30 protein-coding genes and 2 riboswitches are annotated in these 25,124 nt (G+C 65.1%); of the genes, 7 read left to right on the top strand and 23 right to left on the bottom strand.

Annotation, left to right across the window (positions count from 1 at the left end):
* Positions 1-22: 22 nt before the first annotated feature.
* Together CAL19_RS15430 and CAL19_RS19970 are read right to left on the bottom strand one after the other, a co-directional pair.
* Positions 23-301, bottom strand: coding sequence for a chaperone NapD (locus tag CAL19_RS15430; protein WP_094797286.1), 279 nt, complete (start codon positions 299-301; stop codon positions 23-25).
* The gene (locus CAL19_RS19970; RefSeq protein ID WP_432759144.1) at positions 298-561 is read right to left on the bottom strand and encodes a 4Fe-4S binding protein; all 264 of its coding nucleotides are present in this window, start codon (positions 559-561) and stop codon (positions 298-300) included. The genes CAL19_RS15430 and CAL19_RS19970 overlap by 4 nt, the downstream gene beginning before the upstream one ends.
* A 220-nt stretch (positions 562-781) precedes the next feature.
* A riboswitch (glycine riboswitch) is annotated at positions 782-879 on the top strand.
* Positions 880-906: 27 nt separating this feature from the next.
* Positions 907-1,026, top strand: a riboswitch (glycine riboswitch).
* 78 nt (positions 1,027-1,104) lie between these two features.
* Here CAL19_RS19970 and gcvT point away from each other — a divergent pair.
* The 3 genes from gcvT to gcvP all read left to right on the top strand — a co-directional run bounded on the left by gcvT (position 1,105) and on the right by gcvP (position 5,586).
* The gene (gene gcvT, locus CAL19_RS15420; RefSeq protein WP_026638873.1) at positions 1,105-2,205 is read left to right on the top strand and encodes a glycine cleavage system aminomethyltransferase GcvT; all 1,101 of its coding nucleotides are present in this window, start codon (positions 1,105-1,107) and stop codon (positions 2,203-2,205) included.
* Positions 2,206-2,268: 63 nt separating this feature from the next.
* Positions 2,269-2,646: a glycine cleavage system protein GcvH gene (gene gcvH / locus CAL19_RS15415; RefSeq protein ID WP_026638872.1), complete on the top strand. Its 378-nt coding sequence runs from the start codon at positions 2,269-2,271 to the stop codon at positions 2,644-2,646.
* A 66-nt stretch (positions 2,647-2,712) separates the two neighbouring features.
* Positions 2,713-5,586: an aminomethyl-transferring glycine dehydrogenase gene (gene gcvP / locus CAL19_RS15410; protein WP_094797284.1), complete on the top strand. Its 2,874-nt coding sequence runs from the start codon at positions 2,713-2,715 to the stop codon at positions 5,584-5,586.
* 30 nt (positions 5,587-5,616) lie between these two features.
* Here gcvP and ccmI read toward each other — a convergent pair whose 3' ends face one another.
* The 21 genes from ccmI to CAL19_RS15305 all read right to left on the bottom strand — a co-directional run bounded on the left by ccmI (position 5,617) and on the right by CAL19_RS15305 (position 22,620).
* Positions 5,617-6,477 (bottom strand): c-type cytochrome biogenesis protein CcmI, encoded by an 861-nt coding sequence (gene ccmI, locus CAL19_RS15405; RefSeq protein ID WP_170941548.1) that lies wholly within the window; start codon positions 6,475-6,477, stop codon positions 5,617-5,619.
* A 2-nt stretch (positions 6,478-6,479) separates the two neighbouring features.
* On the bottom strand, positions 6,480-6,971 hold the full coding sequence (locus tag CAL19_RS15400; protein ID WP_026638870.1) for a cytochrome c-type biogenesis protein: 492 nt from the start codon (positions 6,969-6,971) through the stop codon (positions 6,480-6,482).
* Complete coding sequence (locus tag CAL19_RS15395) at positions 6,968-7,507, bottom strand: DsbE family thiol:disulfide interchange protein (RefSeq protein ID WP_094797282.1); 540 nt, start codon at positions 7,505-7,507, stop codon at positions 6,968-6,970. Before CAL19_RS15395 ends, CAL19_RS15400 begins: the two co-directional genes overlap by 4 nt.
* Positions 7,504-9,483: a heme lyase CcmF/NrfE family subunit gene (locus CAL19_RS15390; RefSeq protein WP_026638868.1), complete on the bottom strand. Its 1,980-nt coding sequence runs from the start codon at positions 9,481-9,483 to the stop codon at positions 7,504-7,506. Before CAL19_RS15390 ends, CAL19_RS15395 begins: the two co-directional genes overlap by 4 nt.
* Entirely contained in the window at positions 9,480-9,971 is a 492-nt protein-coding gene (gene ccmE, locus CAL19_RS15385) for a cytochrome c maturation protein CcmE (protein ID WP_094797281.1), read from the bottom strand. Before ccmE ends, CAL19_RS15390 begins: the two co-directional genes overlap by 4 nt.
* The gene (gene ccmD, locus CAL19_RS15380; RefSeq protein ID WP_212589905.1) at positions 9,968-10,147 is read right to left on the bottom strand and encodes a heme exporter protein CcmD; all 180 of its coding nucleotides are present in this window, start codon (positions 10,145-10,147) and stop codon (positions 9,968-9,970) included. Before ccmD ends, ccmE begins: the two co-directional genes overlap by 4 nt.
* Positions 10,147-10,899 carry a heme ABC transporter permease gene (locus CAL19_RS15375; protein ID WP_094797280.1) on the bottom strand — a complete coding sequence of 251 codons (753 nt, stop codon included), beginning with the start codon at positions 10,897-10,899 and terminating at the stop codon, positions 10,147-10,149. Before CAL19_RS15375 ends, ccmD begins: the two co-directional genes overlap by 1 nt.
* A gap of 46 nt (positions 10,900-10,945) precedes the next feature.
* Positions 10,946-11,617 carry a heme exporter protein CcmB gene (gene ccmB, locus CAL19_RS15370; protein WP_094797279.1) on the bottom strand — a complete coding sequence of 224 codons (672 nt, stop codon included), beginning with the start codon at positions 11,615-11,617 and terminating at the stop codon, positions 10,946-10,948.
* The gene (gene ccmA, locus CAL19_RS15365; RefSeq protein ID WP_094797278.1) at positions 11,614-12,282 is read right to left on the bottom strand and encodes a cytochrome c biogenesis heme-transporting ATPase CcmA; all 669 of its coding nucleotides are present in this window, start codon (positions 12,280-12,282) and stop codon (positions 11,614-11,616) included. Before ccmA ends, ccmB begins: the two co-directional genes overlap by 4 nt.
* Before the next feature lie 8 nt (positions 12,283-12,290).
* Positions 12,291-13,775: a cytochrome D1 domain-containing protein gene (locus CAL19_RS15360; protein ID WP_094797277.1), complete on the bottom strand. Its 1,485-nt coding sequence runs from the start codon at positions 13,773-13,775 to the stop codon at positions 12,291-12,293.
* Positions 13,766-14,632, bottom strand: coding sequence for a uroporphyrinogen-III C-methyltransferase (gene cobA / locus CAL19_RS15355; protein ID WP_212589904.1), 867 nt, complete (start codon positions 14,630-14,632; stop codon positions 13,766-13,768). Before cobA ends, CAL19_RS15360 begins: the two co-directional genes overlap by 10 nt.
* 23 nt (positions 14,633-14,655) lie before the next feature.
* Positions 14,656-15,849, bottom strand: coding sequence for a heme d1 biosynthesis radical SAM protein NirJ (gene nirJ / locus CAL19_RS15350; protein ID WP_094797276.1), 1,194 nt, complete (start codon positions 15,847-15,849; stop codon positions 14,656-14,658).
* A gap of 109 nt (positions 15,850-15,958) precedes the next feature.
* Complete coding sequence (ahbB, locus tag CAL19_RS15345) at positions 15,959-16,459, bottom strand: siroheme decarboxylase subunit beta (protein WP_026638860.1); 501 nt, start codon at positions 16,457-16,459, stop codon at positions 15,959-15,961.
* Positions 16,434-16,877 (bottom strand): Lrp/AsnC family transcriptional regulator, encoded by a 444-nt coding sequence (locus tag CAL19_RS15340; RefSeq protein ID WP_026638859.1) that lies wholly within the window; start codon positions 16,875-16,877, stop codon positions 16,434-16,436. The genes ahbB (CAL19_RS15345) and CAL19_RS15340 overlap by 26 nt, the downstream gene beginning before the upstream one ends.
* Entirely contained in the window at positions 16,870-17,379 is a 510-nt protein-coding gene (ahbB, locus tag CAL19_RS15335) for a siroheme decarboxylase subunit beta (protein WP_026638858.1), read from the bottom strand. The genes CAL19_RS15340 and ahbB (CAL19_RS15335) overlap by 8 nt, the downstream gene beginning before the upstream one ends.
* Positions 17,376-17,852 carry an Lrp/AsnC family transcriptional regulator gene (locus tag CAL19_RS15330; RefSeq protein ID WP_038852097.1) on the bottom strand — a complete coding sequence of 159 codons (477 nt, stop codon included), beginning with the start codon at positions 17,850-17,852 and terminating at the stop codon, positions 17,376-17,378. Before CAL19_RS15330 ends, ahbB (CAL19_RS15335) begins: the two co-directional genes overlap by 4 nt.
* Positions 17,836-19,005 carry a cytochrome D1 domain-containing protein gene (locus tag CAL19_RS15325; protein ID WP_094797275.1) on the bottom strand — a complete coding sequence of 390 codons (1,170 nt, stop codon included), beginning with the start codon at positions 19,003-19,005 and terminating at the stop codon, positions 17,836-17,838. Before CAL19_RS15325 ends, CAL19_RS15330 begins: the two co-directional genes overlap by 17 nt.
* Positions 19,002-19,340 carry a c-type cytochrome gene (locus CAL19_RS15320; protein ID WP_094797274.1) on the bottom strand — a complete coding sequence of 113 codons (339 nt, stop codon included), beginning with the start codon at positions 19,338-19,340 and terminating at the stop codon, positions 19,002-19,004. The genes CAL19_RS15325 and CAL19_RS15320 overlap by 4 nt, the downstream gene beginning before the upstream one ends.
* 23 nt (positions 19,341-19,363) lie before the next feature.
* Positions 19,364-20,239 carry an ethylbenzene dehydrogenase-related protein gene (locus CAL19_RS15315; RefSeq protein ID WP_094797273.1) on the bottom strand — a complete coding sequence of 292 codons (876 nt, stop codon included), beginning with the start codon at positions 20,237-20,239 and terminating at the stop codon, positions 19,364-19,366.
* Between the two features lie 37 nt (positions 20,240-20,276).
* Positions 20,277-20,816, bottom strand: coding sequence for a NapC/NirT family cytochrome c (locus CAL19_RS15310; protein WP_231494535.1), 540 nt, complete (start codon positions 20,814-20,816; stop codon positions 20,277-20,279).
* Between the two features lie 109 nt (positions 20,817-20,925).
* Positions 20,926-22,620 carry a cytochrome D1 domain-containing protein gene (locus tag CAL19_RS15305; protein ID WP_026638852.1) on the bottom strand — a complete coding sequence of 565 codons (1,695 nt, stop codon included), beginning with the start codon at positions 22,618-22,620 and terminating at the stop codon, positions 20,926-20,928.
* 301 nt (positions 22,621-22,921) lie between these two features.
* On the opposite strand from CAL19_RS15305, the gene CAL19_RS15300 reads away from it, so the two are divergent.
* The 4 genes from CAL19_RS15300 (at position 22,922) to CAL19_RS15285 (ending at position 25,122) form a co-directional block, all read left to right on the top strand.
* The gene (locus CAL19_RS15300; protein ID WP_094797272.1) at positions 22,922-23,737 is read left to right on the top strand and encodes a CbbQ/NirQ/NorQ/GpvN family protein; all 816 of its coding nucleotides are present in this window, start codon (positions 22,922-22,924) and stop codon (positions 23,735-23,737) included.
* Positions 23,721-24,311, top strand: a complete 591-nt coding sequence (locus CAL19_RS15295) for a cytochrome c oxidase subunit 3 family protein (RefSeq protein ID WP_094797271.1) — start codon at positions 23,721-23,723, stop codon at positions 24,309-24,311. The genes CAL19_RS15300 and CAL19_RS15295 overlap by 17 nt, the downstream gene beginning before the upstream one ends.
* Positions 24,312-24,313: 2 nt before the next feature.
* On the top strand, positions 24,314-24,565 hold the full coding sequence (locus tag CAL19_RS15290) for a cytochrome C oxidase subunit IV family protein (RefSeq protein WP_094797270.1): 252 nt from the start codon (positions 24,314-24,316) through the stop codon (positions 24,563-24,565).
* 116 nt (positions 24,566-24,681) lie between these two features.
* Positions 24,682-25,122, top strand: coding sequence for a c-type cytochrome (locus tag CAL19_RS15285; RefSeq protein ID WP_026638848.1), 441 nt, complete (start codon positions 24,682-24,684; stop codon positions 25,120-25,122).
* Positions 25,123-25,124: the final 2 nt, after the last annotated feature.

The following is a 25,124-nucleotide window of genomic DNA, read 5'->3' as shown; positions in this document are numbered from 1 at the left end:
GGGCCCGCATCGGGAAGCCGCATTAAGGTGGCCCGCAGGCGGGTGGCCCGCAGCCGGGCGGCCCGTGCTCGTCGCCGCCGTATTCGTATGCCAGCGTGGCCGACAGAACTTGCGGAACCTTATGGGCGGCCAGAATCGAGTCCGCCGTGCTGTGCGCAGGGCCATCTTCGATGGTGACGATGAGCTTGCCGGTGGGGGCATCCCATGCCTGCAGCTGCAGGCCCGGGATGGCGGACAGCGCCGCACGCGCGTCGGCCAGGCCGGCCGGGGTGATGCGAAGCACCAGACTGACGATTCTCATGCGGGCTCCGGCACCAGTGCGTTGACAGGGCAAGCCGGCAGGCATTCGCCGCAACCCGTGCAGCGCGATGCGTCCACGCCGGGGCGGGCGGGCCCGCGTGTCTGGGCGGCAAAGGCAATGGCGCCGGCATCGCAGCGTTCGGCGCATAGCCGGCATTCGATGCCACGCCACGCCAGGCAGGCCGGCCCCGCATGGGCTCGCCAGGGGCTGTCGGGCGGCGGGCGACGGGCACTTGCCCGTGTCGATGTGCCGGTCAGCATTTGGCGCCGCGTGAATCCCATATCCGAAATCCCCTGAAACCTGTAAGGGATTATGGGTAAACGGCAGGCGCCGCCCCCTTGACCGCAGTCAAGCGGGATAAGTGGGAATTGATGCGGCGCAATGGGCACGCGCGGGCGTCGCCGCCGCCGCCGCTCGCGCCGGGCCCCGCAAAGCCGCTTTTCCGGGGCGGGCTTTCGATGTATGCTTCAGGCCGCTGTCATGCAAGTCGCGGGAGAGAGCGGCCGTGGTCTCCATTGCCGCCGCCGAAGGCGCAATTCGCCCGGAATCGCTCAGGTAACCCATACCGCGCTGCATCAGCCCATGGCCTGTCGGCCATCAGGCTGAAACAGCACTCTGGAGAGACCTGGCGCGCCGGCAAGATCGTGCGTGGCCCAGGCGCCGAAGGTGCAAACCCGCGGATCACGCGCGGGGCAACTCTCAGGCAAAAGGACAGAGGGGCGGAAATCCAGCCGGATCCGGGCCCCTCGGGCAGGCCGGCATATTCCGTAACCCTGGCGATGCCGCCGCACCGGAGCCTGTCCATGTCCGCCTCCCTGAAACGCACTCCGCTTGCCGAAACCCATGTCGCCGCCGGCGCCCGCATGGTGGATTTCGGTGGCTGGGACATGCCGCTGGCCTACGGGTCGCAACTCGAAGAGCATCACGCCGTGCGCCGCGACGCAGGCATGTTCGATGTATCGCACATGCTGAACGTCGATATATCGGGGCCGGATTCCGCCGCGTACCTGCGACGCCTGGTGGCCAATGATGTCGACCGCCTCACCGTGCCTGGCAAGGCGCTGTATACCTGCATGCTGAACCCGCAGGGCGGCATCATCGACGACTTGATCGTCTACTTTTTCTCCGTCGAACAGTGGCGGGCGGTGGTCAATGCCGGCACGGCCGACAAAGATATCGCCTGGATGCAGCGGGTGGCCGCCGCCGGCAAGTTCGACGTCACCATTGCCGCCCGCCGCGACCTGGCCATGGTTGCGGTGCAGGGGCCCAACGCCCGGGCAAAGGTGTGGGCCGCCCGGCCCGCATGGCTGGCCGCCACCGAAAGCCTTGCCCCCTTCGTGGCCGCGCCGGTCGACGATGACACGCTGGTCGCGCGCACCGGATATACCGGCGAAGACGGGTTTGAAATCGTGCTTCCGGCCACCCAGGTCACCGCTTTGTGGAACGACCTGGCCGCGCAGGGCGTGCGCCCGTGCGGCCTGGGCGCGCGCGATACCTTGCGCCTGGAAGCCGGCATGAACCTGTACGGACAGGACATGGACGAGCTCACCCAGCCTGACCAGGCCGGCTTGACCTGGACCGTGTCCTTGAAAGACCCGGCCCGGCGATTCGTGGGGCGCGAAGCGCTCGAACAGTTCGCCGCGCCCTGCGGCTTTGTCGGCCTGAAACTGCAAGACCGCGGCGTGATGCGCGCCCACATGCCGGTCTACACGTCGCTGGGCCAGGGCGAGATCACCAGCGGCACGATGTCGCCCACCCTGGGCGTGTCGATCGCCCTGGCGCGCGTCCCGCTGGGCGTGCAGGCCGGCCAGACGGTCGAAGTCGATATTCGCGGCAAGCGGGTTCCCGCCCTGGTATGCAAATTGCCGTTCGTGCGCCATGGCAAGGCGGTCGAACACCCGTAAACTGCCATCATGCGCCGGCAGGGGTGCCGGCGCATGCGCGCAATTCCTATCCAAGGAGCTTTCATGAGCCTGCCCACCGACCGCAAATACACCGAGTCCCACGAATGGGTCAAAGCCGAGGGCGACGTCTTCGTCGTCGGCATCACCGATAACGCCCAGGAACAATTGGGCGACCTGGTTTTCGTCGGTGATGTCGCCGTCGGCGCCAAGCTGAAGGCCGGCGACACCGCCGGCGTGGTCGAATCGGTCAAGGCCGCATCCGACATCTATGCCCCCGTTGCGGGCGAAATCGTGGCTTTCAACGAAGAACTCGAAAGCACGCCCAACCTGATCAACGAGTCGGCATTCGACACCTGGATCTTCAAGATCAAGCCGGACGACGCCGCCGATGTCGACAAGCTGCTCGACGCCGCTGGCTACGAAGCGATCGCCAACGGCTGACTTCGCCCCAGGCCGCGCGGGCGTGATCGCCTGCGCGGTTATTTTCCCGTACCCGAGATTTCCTTCATGTCGCGCGCCCTAGACCCCCATACCGATTTTATTGCCCGCCATATTGGCCCGTCCGACGCTGAGCAGCAGAAGATGCTTGCCGCAGTCGGCTGCGACAGCCTCGACGCGCTGCTCCAGGAAGTCGTGCCGCCGGCCATCCGCAGCCAGGCGCCGCTGGCCCTGCCGGCGTCGCGCAGCGAACCCGACGTGCTGGCCGAGCTCAAGGCCATCGCGGGCCGCAACCGCATCTATCGGAATTACATCGGACAGGGGTACTACGGCACGCACACACCCAACGTGGTGCTGCGCAATGTCCTTGAGAATCCCGCCTGGTACACGGCCTATACGCCCTACCAGCCCGAGATCTCCCAAGGCCGCCTCGAGGCGTTGCTCAATTACCAGACCATGGTCGCCGACCTGACCGGCCTGGATATTTCCAACGCGTCGTTGCTCGACGAGGGCACGGCCGCCGCCGAAGCCATGACGCTGGCCCGGCGCGGGTCCAGGTCAGCCAGCCCGGTGTTTTTCGTGTCCCGGCACTGCCATCCCCAGACGATCGAAGTGGTGCGCACCCGTGCAGAAGGGTTGGGCATCGAGATCGTCGTCGGCGACGAGGCCCAGGGGCTGCCCGAGTGTTTCGGTGTGCTGTTGCAGTACCCGCACAGCCTGGGCGGGCTGGCCGACTACCGTGCGCTGGCCGAGGCCGCGCATGCGCAGGGTGCCGTCGTGGCGTGCGCAACCGACCTGCTGGCGCTGGCGCTGCTCGAGCCGCCGGGTGCATGGGGCGCCGACATTGCGGTCGGATCGTCGCAGCGCTTTGGCGTGCCGTTTGGCTATGGCGGTCCGCACGCCGGCTTCATGGCCTGCAAAGACGCCTACAAGCGCAACATGCCGGGCCGGCTCGTGGGCGTGTCCAAAGACGCGCAGGGCAATCCGGCGCTGCGCCTGGCGCTGCAGACGCGCGAACAGCATATCCGCCGCGAAAAGGCCACCTCCAATATCTGCACTGCGCAGGTGCTGCTGGCTGTCATGGCCGGGCTTTATGCGGTGTGGCACGGGCCCGAGGGCATCCGCCGCATCGCAACGCGCGTGCAGCGTTATACGGCCGCATTGCGCGCCGCCTTGGGCCAACTGGGCATCAAGGTGGTAAACGACACATTCTTTGACACCCTGCTGCTGGAAACCGGGCCGGCCACGCCCGCCATCCTGCAGGCGGCCGAGTGCGAGCGCATCAATCTGCGCCGGGTCGATGGGGCGCGGTTGGCCGTGTCACTGGACGAAACGGTAACCGCCGCGGATCTGCAGGCGCTGGTCAACGTGTTCGCGGCCGGGCTGCAAAAAGATGAGCTGCCGGTCGATGCCGCAGCACAGGATTCCGCGGCGCCTGGCGGTATTCCGGCGTCGCTGCGCCGCCAAGGCGCCATCCTGGCGCACCCGGTGTTTTCCAGCGTGCAGTCCGAAACCGACATGCTGCGCTATCTGCGCAAGCTGTCCGACAAAGACCTGGCACTTGACCGCACCATGATCCCCCTGGGGTCGTGCACCATGAAACTCAACGCCACCGCGGAGATGATACCCATCACCTGGCCCGAGTTCGCCCTGGTCCACCCGTTTGCGCCGGCCGAACAAACCGCCGGCTACCGCGAGCTGATCGAGCGCCTGTCCGGCGCCCTGTGCGAAATCACGGGCTACGACAGCATCAGCCTGCAGCCCAATTCCGGCGCGCAGGGCGAATATGCGGGCTTGCTGGCTATCCGCGGCTACCATCGCGCCAATGGCCAGTCGCAGCGCAACGTCTGCCTGATTCCGGCGTCGGCGCACGGCACCAACCCGGCTTCCGCCCAGCTGGCGGGCATGGACGTGGTGGTGGTCGCCTCCGATGCCAACGGCAACGTCGATATCACTGATCTTCGGGCCAAGCTGGAGCAGGTCGGCGACAGGCTTGCCGCCCTGATGATCACGTATCCGTCCACGCACGGCGTGTTCGAAGAATCCATTACCCAGATCTGCGAGCTGGTGCACGAGGCAGGCGGGCAGGTGTACCTGGACGGCGCGAACATGAACGCCATGGTGGGCGTGGCGCAGCCGGGGCAATTCGGCTCCGATGTGTCGCACCTGAATCTGCACAAGACGTTCTGCATTCCGCACGGCGGGGGCGGGCCCGGCGTGGGCCCGGTGGCGGTGCGTTCGCATCTTGCCCCCTTCCTGCCCGGCGTGCTGAACGCGCAAGGCAAGCCCGATGCCGAAAGCCTGGTGGGTCCGGTGTCGGCGGCGCCCTTTGGCTCGGCCGGCATCCTGCCCATTTCGTATGCCTATATCGCGCTGATGGGCGCCGACGGTCTGCGCCGCGCCACCGAGGTGGCCATCCTGAACGCCAACTATGTTGCCGCGCGCCTTAGCGGCCACTACCCGGTACTGTACTCGGGCCGCAACGGCCGCGTTGCGCACGAATGCATTCTGGACGTGCGCCCCTTGAAGGAAACCAGCGGCATCAGCGCCGAAGACATCGCCAAGCGGCTGATGGACTATGGCTTTCACGCTCCCACCATGAGCTTCCCGGTTGCGGGCACGCTGATGGTAGAACCCACCGAGTCCGAGGGCCTGGCCGAGCTCGACCGCTTCATCGACGCAATGATCTCGATCCGCGAAGAAATCGCGCAGATAGAGCGCGGCGAACGTGATCGCGACGACAACGTGCTCAAGAACGCCCCTCATACGGCCCAGATGCTGCTGGCTGAAGAGTGGTTGCACGATTACCCGCGTCAGCAGGCGGCGTATCCGGTGGCGTCGCTGCGCGAGGCCAAGTATTGGCCGCCGGTTGCGCGCGTGGATAACGCGTACGGCGACCGCAACCTGGTTTGCGCCTGCCTGCCCGTCGAGGCCTATGCCTGATGCGGGCCGGGCATGGCCGTCGCCGCAGGCTTACGGCGCGGCTTGCCCGCCTGCTGCCGCAGCCAGCGCACGGGCGCGTGCTATGCCATCGCTGATGGTGGCATGGCCGGGATCGTCAGGCGGTAGTGCGGCAGCCAGGCGTTCCCAGTAAGCAGCCGCGTCCGCATAGCGGGCCTGTTCGAAGGCGTGCATGCCCGCGAGCGTCAGGCTGGTGGCTTCGGCGGGGTCGCGCGCCAGCGCTTCATCGATAAGCGCCTGCTGCGTATCCGACCATTGCTCATCCGCCGCGAAGTACAGCGCCTGCGCCCATTGCCCCAGCACTTCGGGCGGCCGCTGCGCCAGGGACGCAGTGCGTTCAAAGGCCTGTGCCGCGTCGGCATGGCGGCCGTGCGCCACATAGGTAAGTCCCAGCAAATACCAGGTGTCGGCGGAATCCGGACGGGCCTGCAGCCTGGCGTGCAGGCGCGCCGTGATGGTGTCCAGGCTTTCTGCATGACCGGCTGGCCGGCCCTGCCATGCGCGGGCCTGCACCACCTGGTCGAGCGACCCCCACTGTACATACGCCGCCGCGCCGCACAGGGGCACGAGCAATGCCGCAGCCCATGCGACAGCCAAGCCCGGTTTGCGGCGCATCGCGGGCACGGGGCGAGTGTCTGTGTCGTTCAGGAGCAGGCGCGCAGTGTCGGCGCGCGCCGCCTCGAACTGTTCGGTGTCCAGCCTGCCGGCTTGATGCTGCGCTTGCAGTTCGCGCAGGCGTTCCCGGTACAACGTCACATTGTGGGCCGTGCGGTCGTGGTCCGGACACGCATCCGGGGAGCGCATCAGCGGCACGGCCAGGAATGCCATGGCCACGACCAACAGCAAGGCGGCGGGCAGCCAGAATTCGACCATGATCATTTCCGGCGGGTGTCGGTGGAACGCAATAGCTGGGCCAGCCGTTGGCATTCGGTTTCTGTCAGCGGCAAGGCGGCGCTTCGGGCGCGTCGCGCTCGCGCTACCCGGCTGCCCAGCATCACCGCACCCCCCATCAACAGGCCGGCAGGCCCCAACCACAGCAAGATTGTCCGCACGTCGAACGGCGGCTGGTACAGCACAAAATCGCCATAGCGTTCGACCATGAACTGGACGATCTGTTGGTCGGTGTGGCCGGCGGCCAGCATGCGGCGAACTTCGGCGCGCAGATCGGCCGCGATCGGCGAGTTCGATTCGGCGATATTCTGGTTCTGGCACTTCGGGCAGCGCAGAATATCGGCCAGGTGCCGGTACCGCGCAAGCTCGGCGTCGCTGGCGAACTCGTGCGCCTCGATCGCGGCCAGTGCCGTGCCCGACAGTGCCATGCTCGACAGCGCCAGGCCCATGATCATCGCGGCAAGCCAGGCCTTCATGGGCGCGCCTCTTCGAGCAGGGCCGTGTATAGCGGCCCAAGTCGCTCGCGCCACACGGCATCGTCGATGACGCCGACGTACTTGTCGCGCACCACGCCCTGGGCGTCGATAACAAACGTTTCCGGGGCGCCGTATACGCCCAGGTCCAACCCCAATGTGGCGGCGGCGTCTTCTATGTTCAGCCGATACGGGTCGTGCAGGGTGCGCAGCCAGCGCTGCGCCGTCGATCGGTCGTCTTTGTAGTTCACGCCATGGATGACAACCCCGGCCTGCGCCAGCCGGTTCAGCACCGGGTGTTCCTGGCGGCATGACGGGCACCACGTAGCCCACACGTTCACCAGCGCCGGGCGGCCCAGGATGTCGGCCCGGGTCAGCCGCCGCGCGGGTTCGTCCAGCGCAGGCAGTGCGAATTCGGGAAACGGCTTGCCCACCAGCGCCGACGGAAGGCGCGTGGGGTCGAGATACAAGCCGCGGTACAGCAGCACGGCAACTGCCAGGAACAGGATCAGCGGCAGTATGCGCAGCAGGTTTTTCATGGAACTTGCGCCAAAGTATGGGCGGCCGCCGGGCGTCGGGGCGGGCGGTGGTAACGGCGGTCGGCGGCGGCCAGGAGGCCGCCCAGCGCCATCATGAGCGCGCCTATCCAGATCCAGCGCACGAATGGCTTGATATGCACGCGCACCGCCCAGGCCCCGCCGCCCAGCGGCTCGCCCAGGGCGACGAACAGGTCGCGAGTCAAGCCTGCCTGGATGCCGGCCTCGGTCATGGGCGCCTGTTGCACGTGATACACGCGCTTTTCCGGATGCAGCACGGCTACGGGTCGGTCGCCCCGCCATACGCTTACCTGGCCGCGCTCGGCCGTGTAGTTGGGGCCGATGCGCTGCGCCGTGCCTTCGAATGCAAAACGGTAGCCGCCCAGCTCGATGGCGTCGCCGGGCCCCATGCGCAGGTCGCGTTCGATGTTGCCCACGCTGTTGAGCACGACGCCCAGCGCACATACGGCCAGCCCTGCATGGGCCAACTGCATGCCCCAATAAGAGCGCCCCAGCGCAGGCAGGCCTCGCGACAGCCATAGGGCGGGCCTCAGGTGGCGGCATTTGTCGGCGATGTCGCGCAAGCCGCCAACCATAATGAAGGCGGCCAACAGGCACACCCCGCCCACCGCCCAGGGCGACGAGGGAGCAAGGGCGGCTGCTCCTGCTGCGAGTATCAGGCACACCATCAGCGACGGCCACAGCATCCTGATCATCCACTTGCCCTGCGTGTGCTTCCATCGCGCCACTACGCCCACAGCGGTTGCGACCATCAGCACCGCCATCAAGGGCACGAACAAGGTATTGAAATAAGGCGGCCCCACCGACAGTTTGGCGCCGGAAAGCGCGTCCAGCAGCAGCGGGTACAGGGTGCCCAGCAGGATCATGGCCGCAGCCACGGACAGCAGAAGGTTGTTCACCAGCAGCAGCGTTTCGCGCGACAGCGCGGAAAACGGCACGCGGCCGGATATTGCGGGCGCACGCAATGCATACAGCGCCAGCGATCCGCCCACCACCAGCAGCAGGAAACAAAGAATGAACACGCCGCGGGTCGGGTCGGTAGCGAACGCATGCACCGAAGTCAGCACACCGGAGCGCACCAGGAACGTGCCCAGCAGGCTCAAAGAGAACGCCGCAATGGCCAGAAGCACTGTCCAGCTTTTGAATACGCCACGCTTTTCGGTGGCGGCCAACGAATGGATCAGCGCCGTGCCCACCAGCCAGGGCATGAATGATGCGTTTTCCACCGGATCCCAGAACCACCAGCTGCCCCAGCCAAGTTCATAGTAGGCCCACCACGAGCCCAGCGCGATGCCCGATCCCAGGAATGCCCAGGCCACCAGCGTCCAGGGCCGGCACCAGCGCGCCCACGCGGCGTCGATGTGGCCGTCGAGCAGCGCACCGATGGCGAAAGCGAAAGCCACGGAGAACCCGACATATCCCATGTACAGCATGGGCGGATGGAAGATAAGGCCGAGGTCTTGCAGCAAGGGGTTCAGGTCGTTGCCGTCGGCGGGAGCTTCCGGCAGCAAGCGCTCGAACGGATTGGACGTGGCAATGAGGAACAGCACGAAGCCCACGCTGATCATGCCCATTACCGCGATTACGCGCGCGCGCAGCGTGCGCGGCAATTTGCGGGAACCCATGCATACCGCGCAGGTCCATGCTGCCAGCATCCATGCCCAAAGCAGAAGCGATCCCTCGTGCGCGCCCCAGACCGCGCTCAGCTTGTAGTACCAGGGCAGCGCACTGTTGGAATTGCGGGCCACGTAGGCTACCGAGAAGTCGTCGCTCAGGAAGGCATGGGCCAGTATGGCGAAAGCGGCGGTCAGGAACACAAATTGCCCCCAGGCTGCCGGCCCTGCCAGCGCCATCCAGCGTGGCGCGTTCAGGCGCGCCCCAGCCAAGGGCAGGCTAGCCTGCACCGCTGCCAGGCCAAGGGCCAGGCCGAGCGACAGCACGCCAAGCTCGGGGATCATCGGCGCGGCTCCGCATTCGACGTGTCGTCGGGCGTGGCAGGCAAGGGCGGGCGGGCGCCCGCCGCGGCGGACGTCGCCAACGCGTGCGCGGCCTCGGGCGGCATGTAGTTCTCGTCGTGCTTGGCGAGCACCTCGTCGGCATGCAGCGTGCCGGACTCGTCGAGCGAGCCCAGCGCCACGATGCCCTGGTTTTCGCGGAACAAGTCCGGAAGAATCCCCTGGAAGCGCACGGGCACCTGATGCACGCCATCCGTAATGCCGAACTGCACGGCCAGGCTGTCTGGCGATCGCTGCACCGAGCCGGCCTGTACCAGCCCGCCCACGCGGATGCGGGCGCGTTGCGGAGCTTCCTGCGCCGCTATCTGGCTGGGCGAATAAAACAGATTGATGTTCTGCTGCAAGGCCGCCAGGGCCAGTGCAATGGCCGCCGCAGCACCGCAGACAAGTACGACCAGCATGGCCAGTCGCCTGGTGCGTGGTGACGTCATGGTGTGGCCTCGCCAAGTGCGCGGCGTTTTTGAAGGCGCAGGAAGCGGCGGCGTTGAAGCAGAGGGTGCACGGCATTCCAACCCAGCGATGCCACGGCGATTCCGTAAGAGGCCCACACGTAGGCGCCGTGGCCGTCCATGGCCAGAAAATCTTCGATGCTGGAAAAGGCGATCATCACCGTCTCTTTATCAGGCGACGTATTTCGCCGCTGGCCCAACGCGCGCTGGCGTCGCGCCGGATAACTTCCAGCCGCATGCGAAACAGCAGCACCGCGGCGGCAAAGCAATAAAAGCCCAGGACGGCGAGCGCCAGGGGCAGCCACATCTGTGGCGGCATCGCGGGCTTTTCGGCAAGCGCGAATGTGGCCGGCTGGTGCAGCGTGTTCCACCACACTACCGAATACTTGATGATGGGCAGATTGACCACGCCTACCACGGCCAGTAACGCGCAAGCCCGTGCCGCGCTCTGGCGGTTGTGAACGGACTGCCCGAGTGCGATGATTCCCAGGTACAGGAACAGCAGGATCAACATCGATGTCAGGCGCGCGTCCCATACCCAGTAAGCGCCCCACGTCGGCTTGCCCCACAGCGATCCGGTGGCCAGCGCGGCCAGGGTCATCCAGGCGCCTACAGGCGCGGCCTGCTGCAGGGCTACATCGGCCAGCTTCACTTTCCATACGAGGCTTGCCGCGCCCGCGGCTGCCAGCATGATGTAGATGGACTGCGCCAGCAGCGCAGCCGGCACGTGCACATAGATAATGCGGAAGCTATGGCCCTGTTGGTAGTCCGGGGGCGCAAAGGCCAGCCCCCAGCCCAGTCCGGCTGCGATCAGTACGGCACTGGCCAGGGCGAGCCAGGGCTGCAAGCGCCCGCTCATGGTGTAGAACCACCTGGGCGAGATCCACCGATGTATATTGCGGCGAGTCATGGGCGCCGTCCGTGGTGCAAAGTCGCTTCGCGCCGGCGCATTGCCGTCATCCGCGTACGCTGATCGTCAGCGCGGCCGCGATGGCAAACGGCGCCAGCGTGACGGCCAGCGCCGCGAGGCTGCCCAGCCAGAGCAGATAGCCCGATGCGGGCAGCCCCAGCACTGCCGCCTGTACCGCGCCGCTGCCAAGAATCAGCACGGGGATGTACAGCGGCAGTATCAGCAAGGCCAGCAGCAAGCCTCCACGCCGCAGCGCCATTGTCAGCGCGGCGCCCACCGCGCCCAGCAGGCACAGTACCGGCGTGCCCAGCAACAGGGACAGCATCAGTACGGGCAGGCTGGCCGCCGGAATGCCGAGCATCACCGCCAGGACCGGCGCCAGCACGACCAGGGCAAGGCCGGTGCATAGCCAGTGCGCCAGGACCTTGACCGCCGCGAGCAGCGGCAACGGGTGCGGTGACAACAGCCATTGCTCCAGCGAGCCGTCGTCGAAATCGCTGCGGAACAGGCCGTCCAAAGACAAGAGCACCGCCAATAGCGCCGCCACCCATAGCATGCCCGGCGCCATTTGCAGAAGTAGCTGGCTCTGCGGCCCCACCGCCAGCGGAACCAGGGCGATGACCAGGCAGTAGAAGACAAGAGGGTTGGCGATTTCCGCGGGTTGGCGGCATAGCAAATTCAGCTCACGAGTGAATAAGAGGATAAGTACCTTGGTCATGCGGCGTACTGTCCGAGATCAAGCGCGCGGAACGTGGCAGGACGGAGCGAAAGATGATGGTGGCTGGTCAGCACCACCACACCGCCAAGGCGGCAATGGTCGGCCAGATGGCGCTCGAGTTGCGCGATGCCGTCGTTATCGAGCGCGGTGAAGGGCTCGTCCAGTATCCATGCAGGGGAAGCGCCCGGCAGGTACAGGCGAGCCAGTGCGACGCGGCGTTGCTGGCCGGCAGACAGGGCATGGCACGGCACGTCTTCGAATCCGCATAAGCCGACGTTTGCGAGCGCCTGCATGCTCGCGCTGCGAGTGGCCGATGCATGCAGCGCCGCCAGCCAAGCCAGGTTCTCGCAGGCCGTGAGCAAGCCGTTGACCCCCGGCGCGTGCCCGATCCAGAGCGGCTGCGGGGCCCGCGTTGAGTGCGGGTGCGGCGCTTGCCACTGGACGCGTCCGACGTCGGGGCGAGACAGCCCGGCCAGGATGCGCAGCAGGCTGGTCTTGCCGCTGCCATTCGGCCCACATACCTGCAGCATGTCGCCGCAGCTCAGTTGCAGGCGCACGCCGCCGAACAGGCGGCGTGCGCCGCGCACACAGCCCAGGTGCTGCGCGGTGAGAATCGTCGCGGGCGGGGTCCGCGGCTCGATATGCACATCGGATTGCCCGGACATGTCGCTGCTCAATGCGACGTGCCTTCGGCATACGCGATTTTGTTGCCTACGTTGTACTTGCCGGAAGGCTTGTTCATGGGAATGCGCTTGATTTCGTCCAGGGTGTGGCTGTCGTAGACGATCAGCGCGCCGTCGGGATCCCAGACGCTCAGCAACAGATGGCGGCCGTCACGCGTGAATTCGACGTGCGCCGCATTCTTGCCTGGCATCGGCCGCAGGGTATGGGCGACGGCCAGCGTTTGTTTGTCGATAAGATGCACCGCGTCGTTGTTGGGCCCGAAGAACACGTCTGTCCAGGCGTAGCGCGAGTTGCGATGACTGCGCATGAAGAAGCCGGGCCCTTCGGTGGGGATCTCCTTGATGAGTTGCCAGGTTCGCATGTCGAGCACGGAAATCAGCCCCTTGCTGATGTTGGGCGTGGCGAAAACCCAGTCGTCACCGCGCTGCCAGTAGATGCCCGAGCCCAGGTGCGGCATGCCCGGAAGCGCGATGTCGCGGATGGCCCGACCCGTATCCAGGTCGATGACCTGGCCGCCCTGCGCTTTGCGCGATGTGGCCAGCAAGTGGCGGTAGTCGGGTGTAAACGAAAAATCGTCGAGGAAGTCCCGGGCGGGAAGACGACGCGGAGTGAAGTCGGCGCTCGCGCCATAGGAAAGTTCCCAGACTTCCTGGACATCTTTCAGAGCCACTATGAAGCTCTGCCGCGGCGGTGCGGTATAGACGGCACTGACACGCGAGGGCGCGCCATTGGCGAGCGGGGTGTCGATGCGCTTCACGAAAGACAGGTCGCGGGCATCAAGCAATACAAGCCCGCCGGGCAGGTAGTTGCCCACCAGCACCCAGCGCCCGTCGCTGCTGACCGCCAGGTTGCGTGTGTTCAGGCCTGCGCGCGTTTCTGCAATCATCGTGAGGTTGTGCAGATCGTACACACTGACCCAGCCGTCTCGCGACGCAAAGTAGACGTAGCGGCCGTCCGGAGAGAACTTGGGGCCGCCATGCAGGGCGAAATGCGATGGGAAGCGCGCCAGCGGCTCGAAGCGGTCGCCGTCCAGGATGACCACGTGATGATTGCCCGCTTCCACGACGACGAACAGATTCAGCGGATCGGCTCCGTGTTGCGGCGTGGCGGGCAACTGTTCGGGGTGGGCCAGCAGCCGGTGACTGGCGCGTATGTCGGCATCCGTCCAGGCCGGGGGGCGCGCAGTCGACCGATGCAGGTAGTCGGCCAGCGCCTCGATCTGGCTGGCGTCCAGTACCGACCCGAAGCTCGCCATCTGGCTGGCGGGCCGGCCATTTCGGATGGCGTCGATGACGTCCGCGCGCTTGATGCGGGCGAGGCTTTCCGGCAGCAGGGCGGGGCCGGTGCCGCCCAGACGGTCGGGGCCGTGGCAGCTTTGACAATGCAGCAGGTACAGCTGCGAAGTATCGTCGGCCATGGCGGGGGCGCACGCCAGGAACAGCCCCAGCACGGCGAAGAACCTGGCTAGCCGCATAAGGGTTCCGTGCTGGACGGCGTGTGCTGCAAGTTGGCGCGTATCCGGCTGGGATGTTCGACGTAACGGTCGGCCAGCATGCCCACCACCTGGCCGATGACGGTAAGGGTGGGCGTGGCAAGCCGGTGGTGGCGAGCCATGTCGCCCAGCGTACGCAGCGACCCGCGCAGGGTGCGCTGGTCATGCCGGGTGCCGTTGAACACCATCATGGCCGGGGTATCGGCCGCCCGGCCAGCGGCGATGAGTTCGCGGGAAATTTCTTCTAGGCTTCCCAGGCCCATGTAGAAAACCAGCGTGCAGCCCGGATCTACCAGGGTCTGCCAGGGCAGGTCGAGCTTTCCGTTGTGTTGTACATGCCCGGTGATGAAGTGGCACGAGTGCGCCAGGCCGCGGTAGGTGAGCGGTATGCCCGCGTAGGCCGTGCAGCCGGACGCCGCGGTGATGCCGGGTACCAGTTGGCAATCGACGCCGTGCTTGAGCAGGAAGTCGAGTTCTTCGCCGCCACGGCCGAATATGAACGGGTCGCCGCCCTTCAGGCGCACCACTCGCATGCCATGGCGTGCCAGGCGAACGAGCAGCTGGTTGATTTCACCCTGGGGCAGACTATGGCGCCCGCTGGCCTTGCCTACGTAGTATCGCCGACAGGATGTGGGCAGCAAGTCCAGCAGGGCCTGGCTCACGAGGCGGTCATAGACCAGCGCATCGGCCTGCCATAGCAGGCTCCAGCCGGCCACTGTCAGTAAGCCAGGGTCTCCGGGGCCGGCGCCCACCAGTGCGACTTCGCCGGGCCGGAACGTGCGTTGCAGGGCGACCGGTACGGGAATGGGATGGGGCAGGACGCTATCGGGAACAGTCATGGGAGTGGGAACAGGCAGGGTCATCAGGCGGAGCACGGTGTCGGCAAAGAGGCACTTGCGTCGTCGGGCATGCCGATTTCGGCATCGCCGAGATAGCACCCAGGGTCGGCGCCCCAGAGATCGCCGGCCGCCCAGGCGCGGGTACGGGTGTTTCCGTTGCAGATGGACAGCCAACGGCAGCGTGCGCAACGTCCGCCTACGGGGCGTGGGCGTTGCCGCAACTGCAATAGCAGCGGTGCGGGACGCTCGAACCAGATCTCGCGGAACGACAGCCGCCGCACGTTGCCCACGCTGTGCTGCCACCAGTAGGTGTCGGGGTGGACATCGCCTCGGTTGTCGATATTGGCAATGCCGGTACCCGAGGCGTTGCCCCCCCAGTCGCTCAGCATGGCCAGCAGGCGGCGGGCATGTTGCGGGATGCGGCTTTGCACCCACTGCAGCAGCAGCACGCCGTCGGCGTCGTTGTTGCCGGTGACAAAGTCGGTATCTGCGTCGGCCACCACGTCGGACCAGGCGCGCTCGAAAAGCATGTGCATGATCTTGCGCGTGTCCTGCTGGGTGGCGTCGAACTTGCTGCTGCGCTTGCCGCGCCCGCTGTAGTTGAGGTGCGACAGGTAGAACTTCTGTACGTCGTGTTGCCGCATCAGGTCGAGTATGGCGGGCAGCTGTGCCGAGTTCTGCTGGGTAAGCGTGGTGCGCAGGCCCACACGGATGCCATGCTGCCGGCACAATGCGATAGCTTGCATGGCGCACGCGTAGCTGCCCGGCATCTGGCGCCAGGCATCGTGCACGTCCTGCAGGCCGTCGATGCTGATGCCCAGGTAATCGAACTGCGCGGCGGCAATCCGGCCGATGTTGTGCTTGTCGATGAGCGTGCCGTTGGTGGACAGTGCAACAAAGAAACCGAGCTGCCGCGCATGGTTCGCCAGCTGGAAAAGATCTGGGCGCAGCAGCGGCTCGCCACCCGACAGAATGAGTACCCGCACGCCGGCCGCGTGCAGGTCGTCGATGACGCGCAAGGCCTCGTTGGTGTCGAGCTCGTCGCGAAAGGGGCTGTCGGCCGATGTGGCATAGCAGTGCTTGCAGGTGAGGTTGCAGCGGCGCAGCAGATTCCAGATGACGACCGGGGGCCGCGCGCTGCGCGGTGCAGTAGAACCCGGCTGGGGCACGGCATCGGGCCGGGCAAGGGCGCGCAGGTAATGGCTGATTCTCAACATCGGTTTCTCGGGCTAGGCCAGGACGTCTGGGCCGGGCATGCGTGCAGCATCGCCGAGGCGTGCGGTATGTGCCTTGACGGTAGACAATAAGATCAGAAGGGTCCGGCTTTCAGGGCTGTCGCGGCAGCCGCAGCCCGGTTTTCTTGAGTATGCGGCTGCTGACCAGCATGTCGTCGGCCAGGTTGGCGCGCCCCAGAATGTTGCGGATCTGTTCGCGATACTGCTGGATCTGCTCGCTGCTGCGGCCATGGACCATGGCGTACAGGTTGTATCGCCATGCACGTCGTCGGGGGCGCCGATAACAGTGGCTGACAAACGGCAGCGCGCCGACGGCAGCTCCAAGGATGTCGACTTTTTCGTCGTCGATATCCCAGACGGTCATGCCGTTGTGCCGGTAGCCCAGCGCATAGTGATTTGGCACGGCTGCAATGCGGCGTATGACGCCGGCGGCATGCAGCCGATGTAACAGACCGAGCACCGCGCAGAGATCCAGGCCGAGCTGTTCCGCGAGCCACGCCCAGGGGTCATCCACAAGCGGAAGCCCTGCCTCGGTAAGTGCAATCAGGCGGCGCGCAAGAAGGGCGTCAGACGGGGAAATGCAGGCCGACATGGTAGGTTTTTTCTTTGGGCAGGTTCAGGACAGCCAGCCCGGTGCGCTGTTCGATTCTGTCGATGGCGCGCGCCACGTCAGGCTGCGACTCGCATGCGAGCACAAACCACATGTTCCAGACATGATCGCGCAGGTAGTTGTGGGCGACTTCGGGCATGTGGGCCAGCACCCCTGCAACTTCATCAATGCGCGACGACGGCACGCAGAGCGCGGCAAGCGTAAAGGCGCCGCCCAGCGGCTCGATATCGAACATGGGGCCAAAACGGGTCAGGGTGCCGTTGTCGAGCCACTGCCGGACACGGGCGCGCAGCACGGAGGCCGGCGCGCCGAGTTCCCGGGCCAGGGCTTCCCATGGCTGCGGCACCAGGGGCAGCCCGCGCTGCAGCACGTTCAGCAAACGTCGATCGAACTCATCCATGCGGGGATTCCGAGGTGTAGCGCCCGCCGCGTTGCTTGAACTGCCGGGTGCTGAACAACAGGCGGTGCGGCAGGTGATCCAGGCCGGCGTCCTGCAGTATCTGGTTGACCTGCTTGCGGACGTCGCCGCGGCGTTGTCCATGAACCATGCAGAACAGGTTGTATGGCCAGTCGGGCAGGCGGCGCGGCCGTTGGTAGCACAGGTTGACGCCGGCTGCGCTGCCCAGCTGCTGCCCCGCGCGCTCGACCAGTTCGTCAGGTACATCCAGCACCAGCATGGCGTTGGCGCGATAACCCAGCGCGCGATGGTGCAATACCATGCCTATCCGACGGAACAGGCCTGCAGCGTTCCAGTGGCGCATCTGGGCAAGCACGGCGTCTTCTGCGGCGTCTATTTGGCGGGCAAGGTCCCGGTATGGCTGCGGCACCAGGGGCAGGCCTTCTTCGAGCAGGCGGCGCAATTGCCTTGCCTGGGCGGCCGTCAGGGGCGGGGCGGATGTCACGTCTGTGCCTGTAGCGAGAACCCCAGGTCCACGCGGAATGCCCGCACCATGGGAAGGTCGAGCGGCTCCAGCCCGGTGGACGCCGCAATGTCTGCAAGAATGCGGTCGATGTGCGCACGATCTGGCGCCGTTATGACAAACCACAGATTCCGGCGGTGCGATCGCAGATAGTTGTGATTGACCTCGGGGTAGCGGCTGATGTGGGCGGCTATGGTGTCCACGTCCCACGGCGGCACCGACAACGCGGCCAGGGTGCTCGCACCGGCCTGCTGGTGGTTGAATACCGGCCCTATGCGGCTCAGTACCCCGTTCTGCTTGAGTTCTTGCAGGCAGTCGAGCAGCGCCCGTTCTGTGCAACCCAGTTGTTGGGCCATGGCCAGATAGGGGCGGGCGCACAGCGGCATGTCGCGCTGATACATATTGGCCGCGGCCAGCGCAAGGCCGTCGAGTGGCTTGTCACAGGCCGGTGGCATGGGCTCTGCTGCTGAAGAATATGCCGCTGGGGCTTGCGGCGGGCAGGCGCCCCACGCGCTCCAGACGGTAGGGATCCCATATCTGGACTTCTTCACCATCACGCACGGATATCCATAACTGGTCGCCGCGAGAGGTGAATTCCATATGCAGGACTGCGGGGCCGGGTTCCAGGGTGGCCATGACGCGCTGGCTTTCCGTGTCGATCACTTGCACCTTGTGGTTGTCAGGGTAGGCAAAGTTCACCCATACCTGCCGGCCATCAGGCCTGGCCATGACGAACACGGGCTGTCCGGCGACCTGGATGGCGCCGGTCTGTTGCCAGTTGCCGGTATCCACCACGAGCACCTGATGCCTGCCCACGGCGGGCACGAATGCCTGATTGCCAGCCACCGTCCAGCCTTCCAGGTGCGGCATCTTGTATACCGGCAACTTTTGTTCGCCGCGCCCATAATGCTGCAGAATGCGTCGTACGCCGCGCTCAGGGTGCCAGAGATCAAGTTGCGCCATGCCGTTCTCGCCGAACAGGCCCGCCACGTAGTAGCGGCCATCCGGCGTCAAGAGCGCGTCATAGGGCTGGTTGCCGATGCCGGTATAGCGGGTGACCGCAGGCATGTTCGGCTGGCTGAGATCGGCGACCCAGATTTCGCCGGTGTCGAACAGACTGTACAGAAACTGCTGGCCCGGAGCGTCAGCCACCCCCACCACGCGCGAGCGGCGGTCGGTGCCCGGCACGACCGACGCCGGAATATCGGCGACCGTCGCCAGCGTACGCGCATCGAATACCTTGATTCCGCCAGGCTCGTAGTTGCCGACGGCAATCAGGGTGCCGTCCTGGCTGATGGCGCCGCCGATGCTGTTGCCCCCCTGCACGATACGGCGGTCGATGCGTCGGCCCAGCAGGTCGACCTTTGTGAGTCCGCCGTCTCGGCCGAAAACATAGGCGTAGCGCTGGTCGCGCGAGAAAACGACAGACGCATGCGACAGATCGCCCAGGCCTTCGACCCGGCCCAGGCTGCTGCGGCCCGTGCTCTCGACGATTTGCAGGCTGCCTGACGCGCGCTCGATGACGACTCCGAGATCGCCTGTGCCGCGCAACGGCGGCTGCGCGCAACCCGTAAGAATCAAGACGCATATCAACAGGGTGCGCATCATGGAAGCGGGTGTCCTTGCAGTAGTCGGTCGGCAAGCCACGCAATATCTTGCGCCGAAAGCACCGCGTCCCAGTTGGGCATGGGGGTGCCGGGCCGGCCGTGGGTAATGGTGGCAACCAGCAGTTCCCGGGGTTTGCCGGCCAAGGCCTGTGGTGTCAGGGCCGGGCCCAGGCCGCCCGTCAGGCGCAGGCCGTGGCAAGAGCCACAGTCTTGGCGCAGCAGGTGTTCGAGCTGTAGCTGGCGCTGCTCGCCGGGGCCTGCCTGGGCGCTGCACGACAGGGCGGCGGCGGCCAGAACACCGCCTATCGCCGTCGCCAAGGGTTTGATCAGGGGCATGGGAACCGGATGGCGCAGGTTAGCTAATGGCGCGTCGCGGTGATGTCTGCGGCGGTGTCGATGCCAAGACGGTAGCCCAGCGACACGTGGTGATAGCGGCCGGCCGTGTGATCTGTATGGATGGCAACGCCGAAGTTGTATGTCTTGCCGGGCTCGAGCCTGACGTCGCCTGCCTCGCCGGCCATTTTGCGGGTGAACTGCACAGTCCAGGTGTCACCTTCGCGCTGGCCTTGCGCCGCCACCAGGGCCTGCCCGCCTTCCATGACGCGTTTGTCGGCGACGTGACCGTCGTAACCCTTGTTTTCGCCGCTGCGCCATTGGTTAAGATCGTAGAACACCCCGTCGGCCAACGAGCCCGCCTTGACATACTTGGTCTTATCGTCGGCTGCACCGGGCATGGTGCGCGCGTCGGCGTGGCAGGCTCCCCAGCACCCGCCGGCCTGCGCGAGTTCGACCTGGTCTGTGGCTTCCAGCATGTATGCCAGCTTGACGGGGTTTTTTGGATCCATTTTTTCGCCACCCGCCTCTGCAGGATGTTTCCAGCTGAAGCGCAGGTAGAGCGAATCGCCGTCATGGGCGGCCTGCATGCTGACCTTGATGGCAGGCGCGACGCCGGGGCGGGGGTTGGGTTCAAGCTTTTTGCCGCTGGCAATTAGTTGCCCCATATTGGCGATTTCTTCCGAATGGCAGTCCATGCAGGTTTCGCCTTTTTTCAGGGCCCGGGCGCCGCCATGCTCGGTGCCCTTGGTGATCCATTCGACGGCGGCTGTTCCGGGGTAGAACAGCGTGATTTCCGTGGCCTGGACAGCGCTCCAGTCGGCGGGCGGGGCAGCCTGGGCCGCGGCTGCCGCCAGGGCAAGGGCTGCGCTCATTGTTGCGGACAGAATCGTCATTCTCATTACGGGTTCCTCTCGATAACGCAGGAAGGTGGGGCCGCTATTCTTCGTCGGCGTCGGTCATGCCCTGGGGCTTGTGGTGTGCGATGCCCTTGTGGCAGTCGATGCAGGTCATGTTGTCCTCAATGGCCATGGCGTGCTGCTTGCGGGCACGCTGTTTCTGCTGCTCGCCATTCATGCTTTCAAGGCTATGGCAGTTGCGGCATTCTCTGGAGTCGGACGCCTTCATGCGACGCCATTCGTTGCGCGCCAGCTCGAGCCGCTTGGCCTCGAACTTCTCGCGCGTGTCGATCGTCCCGATGAGCTTTCCCCACAATTCTTTGGATGCCTGCACCTTGCGGATCATTTTGTAGGTCCAGTCTTTGGGTACATGGCAGTCGGGGCAGGTGGCGCGCACGCCCGTGCGATTGCTGTAGTGGATGGTTTCCTTGTATTCGGGATACACGTTGTCGCGCATCTCGTGGCACGAGATGCAGAATGCTTCGGTGTTTGTGGCTTCCAGGGCGGTATTGAAGCCGCCCCAGAACAAGACGCCAAGAAGCAGGCCGGCAAACAGCAGGGTGCCGACGGAATATTTCATGCTGGGCCGCCCGAGCAGGGCCCGTATGCCTTTCTTGCCGCGTAGGTGTGTCATGGTGGCAGAGGTGGTTCCCCGTCACGGGGAACCACCGGCAAGTGAGCAGGGTTGATCAATAGACGTCGTGCATGGTGTTGTAGACGTTGAACTTGCCCGTGGGCGTGATCACGGCCGGATCGGTAATCACGCGCTTGAGCTTCAGGGTCTTGTCGTCGTAGATCACGATGGCTGACTGATCGGCCTTGCCGCCCCACAGCGAGATCCAGACCTCGTCGCCGGCCTCGTTGTACTCAGGTTGCACGGCGCGGCGGATGGCCTTGCTTTCCGGCAGCCCCGAATCCTTGGCGACGTTGAGCCGGGCAGGCGGTTGCGAGAGATCGTCGAGATTGAATACATATACCGATTCGGCGATCTCACGTTCGGGGTTCATCGGCGCATCGGCCCAGAAGTGCCTGGACTTGGGATGGGTCTTTACGAAGAGGTTGCCGGCGCCCGGCATCTTGAGCTCTTGCACAACTTTCCAGTTGTGCTGTTTGAACTTGGCATGCTCGGGTTTTTCTGACGCGGTAGAGATCAGTGACACGACATCGTCGCCCAGGTGCCCGGTTGCCCACACCGGGCCGTATTGCTTGTGCATGAAGTTCGCACCCCGGCCCGGGTGGGGAATCTTGGCGGTATCGACCAGTGCCGCCAGCTTGCCCGTCTTGGTGTCGGCCACCGCCACCTTGTTAGACGCGTTGGCCGCCACCATGAAGTATCGACCCGATGCATCCCAGCCGCCATCGTGCAGGAACTTTGCCGATTCGATGGTGGTGGTTTTGAGGTTTTTCAGGTCGGTATAGTCGACCAGCATGATCTGGCCGGTTTCTTTCACGTTGACGACCCATTCCGGCTTCTGCAGAGAAGCCACGATGGATGCGACGCGCGGCTCGGGGTGGTAGTCGCCGTCGACAGTCTGGCCGCGGGTGGAGACGATCTTGATGGGCTCGAGCGTTTCGCCGTCCATGATGGAGTACTGGGGCGGCCAATAGGTGCCGCCGATCAGGTACTTGTCTTCGTAGCCCTTGAACTTGGAGACATCGACGGATCGTGCGTCGGAGCCCAGCCGGACGGTAGCCACGGTGGTGGGTTCTTCGAACCACATGTCGATGATGGTGGTGAGGCCGTCGCGGCCTACCGTGTACACGTAGCGGCCCGATGCCGACAGGCGGGAGATGTGCACCGCGTAGCCGGTATCGAGAATCTTCCAGATCTTGTGGTTGTCGCCGTCTACCAGTGCGAGCTTGCCGGCGTCGCGCAGGGTAATGGCAAAGACGTTCTTCAGGTTGACATTGTTGAGCTGTTTCTTGGGGCGCTCTGACACCGGAACGATGAGTTTCCAGCTGTCTTTCATGTCTTGAAGCGAGAACTCGGGCGGCACATCCGGCGTTTGCTGGATATAGCGGGCCATCAGGTTGATTTCCTGCTCGGACAGGATGTCGTCGTAGTTGACCATGCCGCCTTCTGTGCCGAAGGCGATGATGTTCTCGAGCCGCTTGGTGCCCAGCTGCAGGGTGCCGCCCTCGGACTTGGTGCCGTCGGCTTCGGTTTTGCTCCAGTGGGGTTCAAGGTTCTTGCCGGTGGCGCCCTTGCGCAGCACGCCATGACAGCCCGCACAGCGCTCGAAGTAGATCTGCTTGGCGACTTCCTTTTCTTCGGCGGTCATGGCGGGCGCTTCGGCCAGGGCGGCCGACGCACCCAGCAGGGACGCGCCGGCTATCAGGCCGGCCAGCAGCGTTCTTTTGGCCACAGGGCCTTTCGCGGACATGCGCCGCAAGTAAGCGGCATGCCCGAGAGCGGGCGTGGGGGCTTGAGAGAGGCGGATCATGGGTACTTCTCCTTAGGGAGGCGCGGGCAGCGGCCCGGACGGGGCGCTGCACGTTGGATAAGTCGATACAAGGCGAGGGCTCTCGGGGCGGATCGTACTTAAGCGCTCTGGCTGCATGCTTGACTGCAGTCAATTGAGTTTGAGCAGCGTTGACTGCGATCAAGACACTTCGCCACGCGAGTTGAGGACGCCGTGGCCCGGCGGGTAAGGTCATCCTCATTCCCGATGAACAGGACTATCCATGACCACAATCGCCGATGCGGCGCGCGCCACTTCTCCCGTCGATACGCCGTTCTACCAGCCGCAGGACAACGAGGTCGCGTTGTTCGAACAGTCATGGCGCCACGGAATGCCGGTACTGATCAAGGGGCCTACGGGCTGCGGCAAGACGCGTTTCGTGCAGTACATGGCGCAACGCCTGGGGCTGCCGCTGTATACGGTGGCGTGTCACGACGATCTCAGTGCAACCGACCTGGTGGGCCGGCACCTGATCGGCGCGGCCGGAACGTGGTGGCAGGACGGGCCCTTGACGCGCGCCGTGCGGGAAGGCGGGATCTGCTACCTGGATGAAATCGTCGAAGCCCGCCAGGACACGGCCGTCGTGCTGCATCCCCTGGCCGACGACCGGCGCCAGCTGTACATCGAACGCACCGGCGAAACGTTGCAGGCGCCGCCCACATTCATGCTGGTGGTTTCGTACAACCCTGGCTACCAGAACTTGCTCAAGGGCATGAAACCCAGTACCCGCCAGCGGTTTGTGGCGTTGCGGTTCGATTACCCGCCGCCCCACCAGGAAAGGCACATCGTGGCTGCAGAAGCGGGCGTGGACGAGGCGCTGGCTGCCCGGATAGTGGAGCTAGGCCAGGCGCTGCGCCGGCTGGAACACCATGACCTTGAAGAGGTTGCGTCCACGCGCCTGCTGATTTTCGCCGCCCGCATGATGCGCAGCGGCATGGCGCCCCGCGAAGCGTGCCGGAGCTGCCTGGCCGAACCGCTGTCTGACGACCCGCAGACGGTGGCCGCGCTGATGGACGTCGTCGATGTCCATTTCGGGTGATACGCAAGCCGGGCAGGGGCGCGCCGCTCGCCTGCCCGGTGACCTGGCCATGTGGTTCTTCATCTTGGCCGAGCTTGCGGTATTCGGCATTCTCATCCTGGCATTCGTCTGGGCCCAGGCATTGCAGGCTCCGCTGTTTCGCGCAGGGCGACAGGCGCTGGATGCGTCCATTGGCCTGGGCCTGACCATCAGCCTGCTGACATCCGGCTGGTGCGCTGCCTGTGCCGTGGCCCAAGTCAGGCAGGGCAAGCGGGGCGGCGCATGGCTACTGTGCCTGGCGCTGGCGTCCGCATGCGGCTACGTAGTTCTGAAGCTACGCGAATACGCTCACCTGGCCGACCTGGGGCTGGGTCTGGAGCATGACACGTTCTTCACGCTTTACTGGCTCCTCACAGGGTTTCACTTCCTGCACGTGTTGCTGGGCATGCTGATCCTGGGCGCGCTGGCATATCGATGCCGCGCAGGCGCCTATGGGCCTGGCCGAAGCTCGGGCCTGGAATCGGGGGTGCTGTACTGGCACATGGTCGATCTGATCTGGGTGCTGTTGTTTCCCGTGGTGTATCTGCTGGGGTGAATATGAGCGAATCTGTACGGCTGCTGTGCTATTGGCTGGGGCTTGCGGCGCTTACCCTGGCTACCGTGAACCTGGCCGGCGCGGAGATCCGGTCCGGCATTGCCGTGGCCGTAGTCGCGCTGGCGGTGGCGAAGGCGTGGCTGATCATCGATGGTTTCATGGAACTGCGCCATGCGTCGCCCGGGTGGCGCGTGGCGCTGTTGGCGTGGCCGTTCGCCATGGCAACCGGAGTGCTGTTGGCCTATAGGTTCTGATCCGTTCGTGCCGGCTGGCGCGACGACGGCGACTACTTTTGTTTCTTGATTGCAGTCAAGCGAGGCTTGAAGCCCCCATTTCTAGAATGGTGCCACCTATAGCAACAGGGGCCATCATGCCGGAAACCTTTACCAAGGGCATGGCCAGGAACATCTATTTCGGGGGAAGCATTTTCTTCATCCTGATATTCCTGGCCCTTACCTTCCATACCGAAAAACATTTCCCGGAACGCACCAACGAGGACCAGATGACCGAAGCCGTGGTGCGCGGCAAACTGGTCTGGGAACAGAACAACTGCATCGGCTGCCACACGATACTCGGTGAAGGCGCGTATTTCGCACCCGAGCTCGGCAATGTCTACGAACGCCGCGGCGGCGAACAAGACTTCCATTCCTTTCTGCGAGCCTGGATGAGCGCCCAGCCGCTGGGCGTGCCGGGCCGCCGCGCCATGCCGCAGTTCAACCTGTCGGACCAGCAGGTCGACGACCTGGCCGAGTTCCTGGAATGGACCTCGAAGATCAATAACTACAACTGGCCTCCCAATCGCGAGGGCTGATC

It is taken from the genome of Bordetella genomosp. 7 (assembly GCF_002261265.1).
Classification (GTDB): domain Bacteria; phylum Pseudomonadota; class Gammaproteobacteria; order Burkholderiales; family Burkholderiaceae_B; genus Bordetella_A.
Note: the sequence above shows the minus strand (reverse complement) of the source record. Positions and strands in the feature narration are given on the sequence as shown.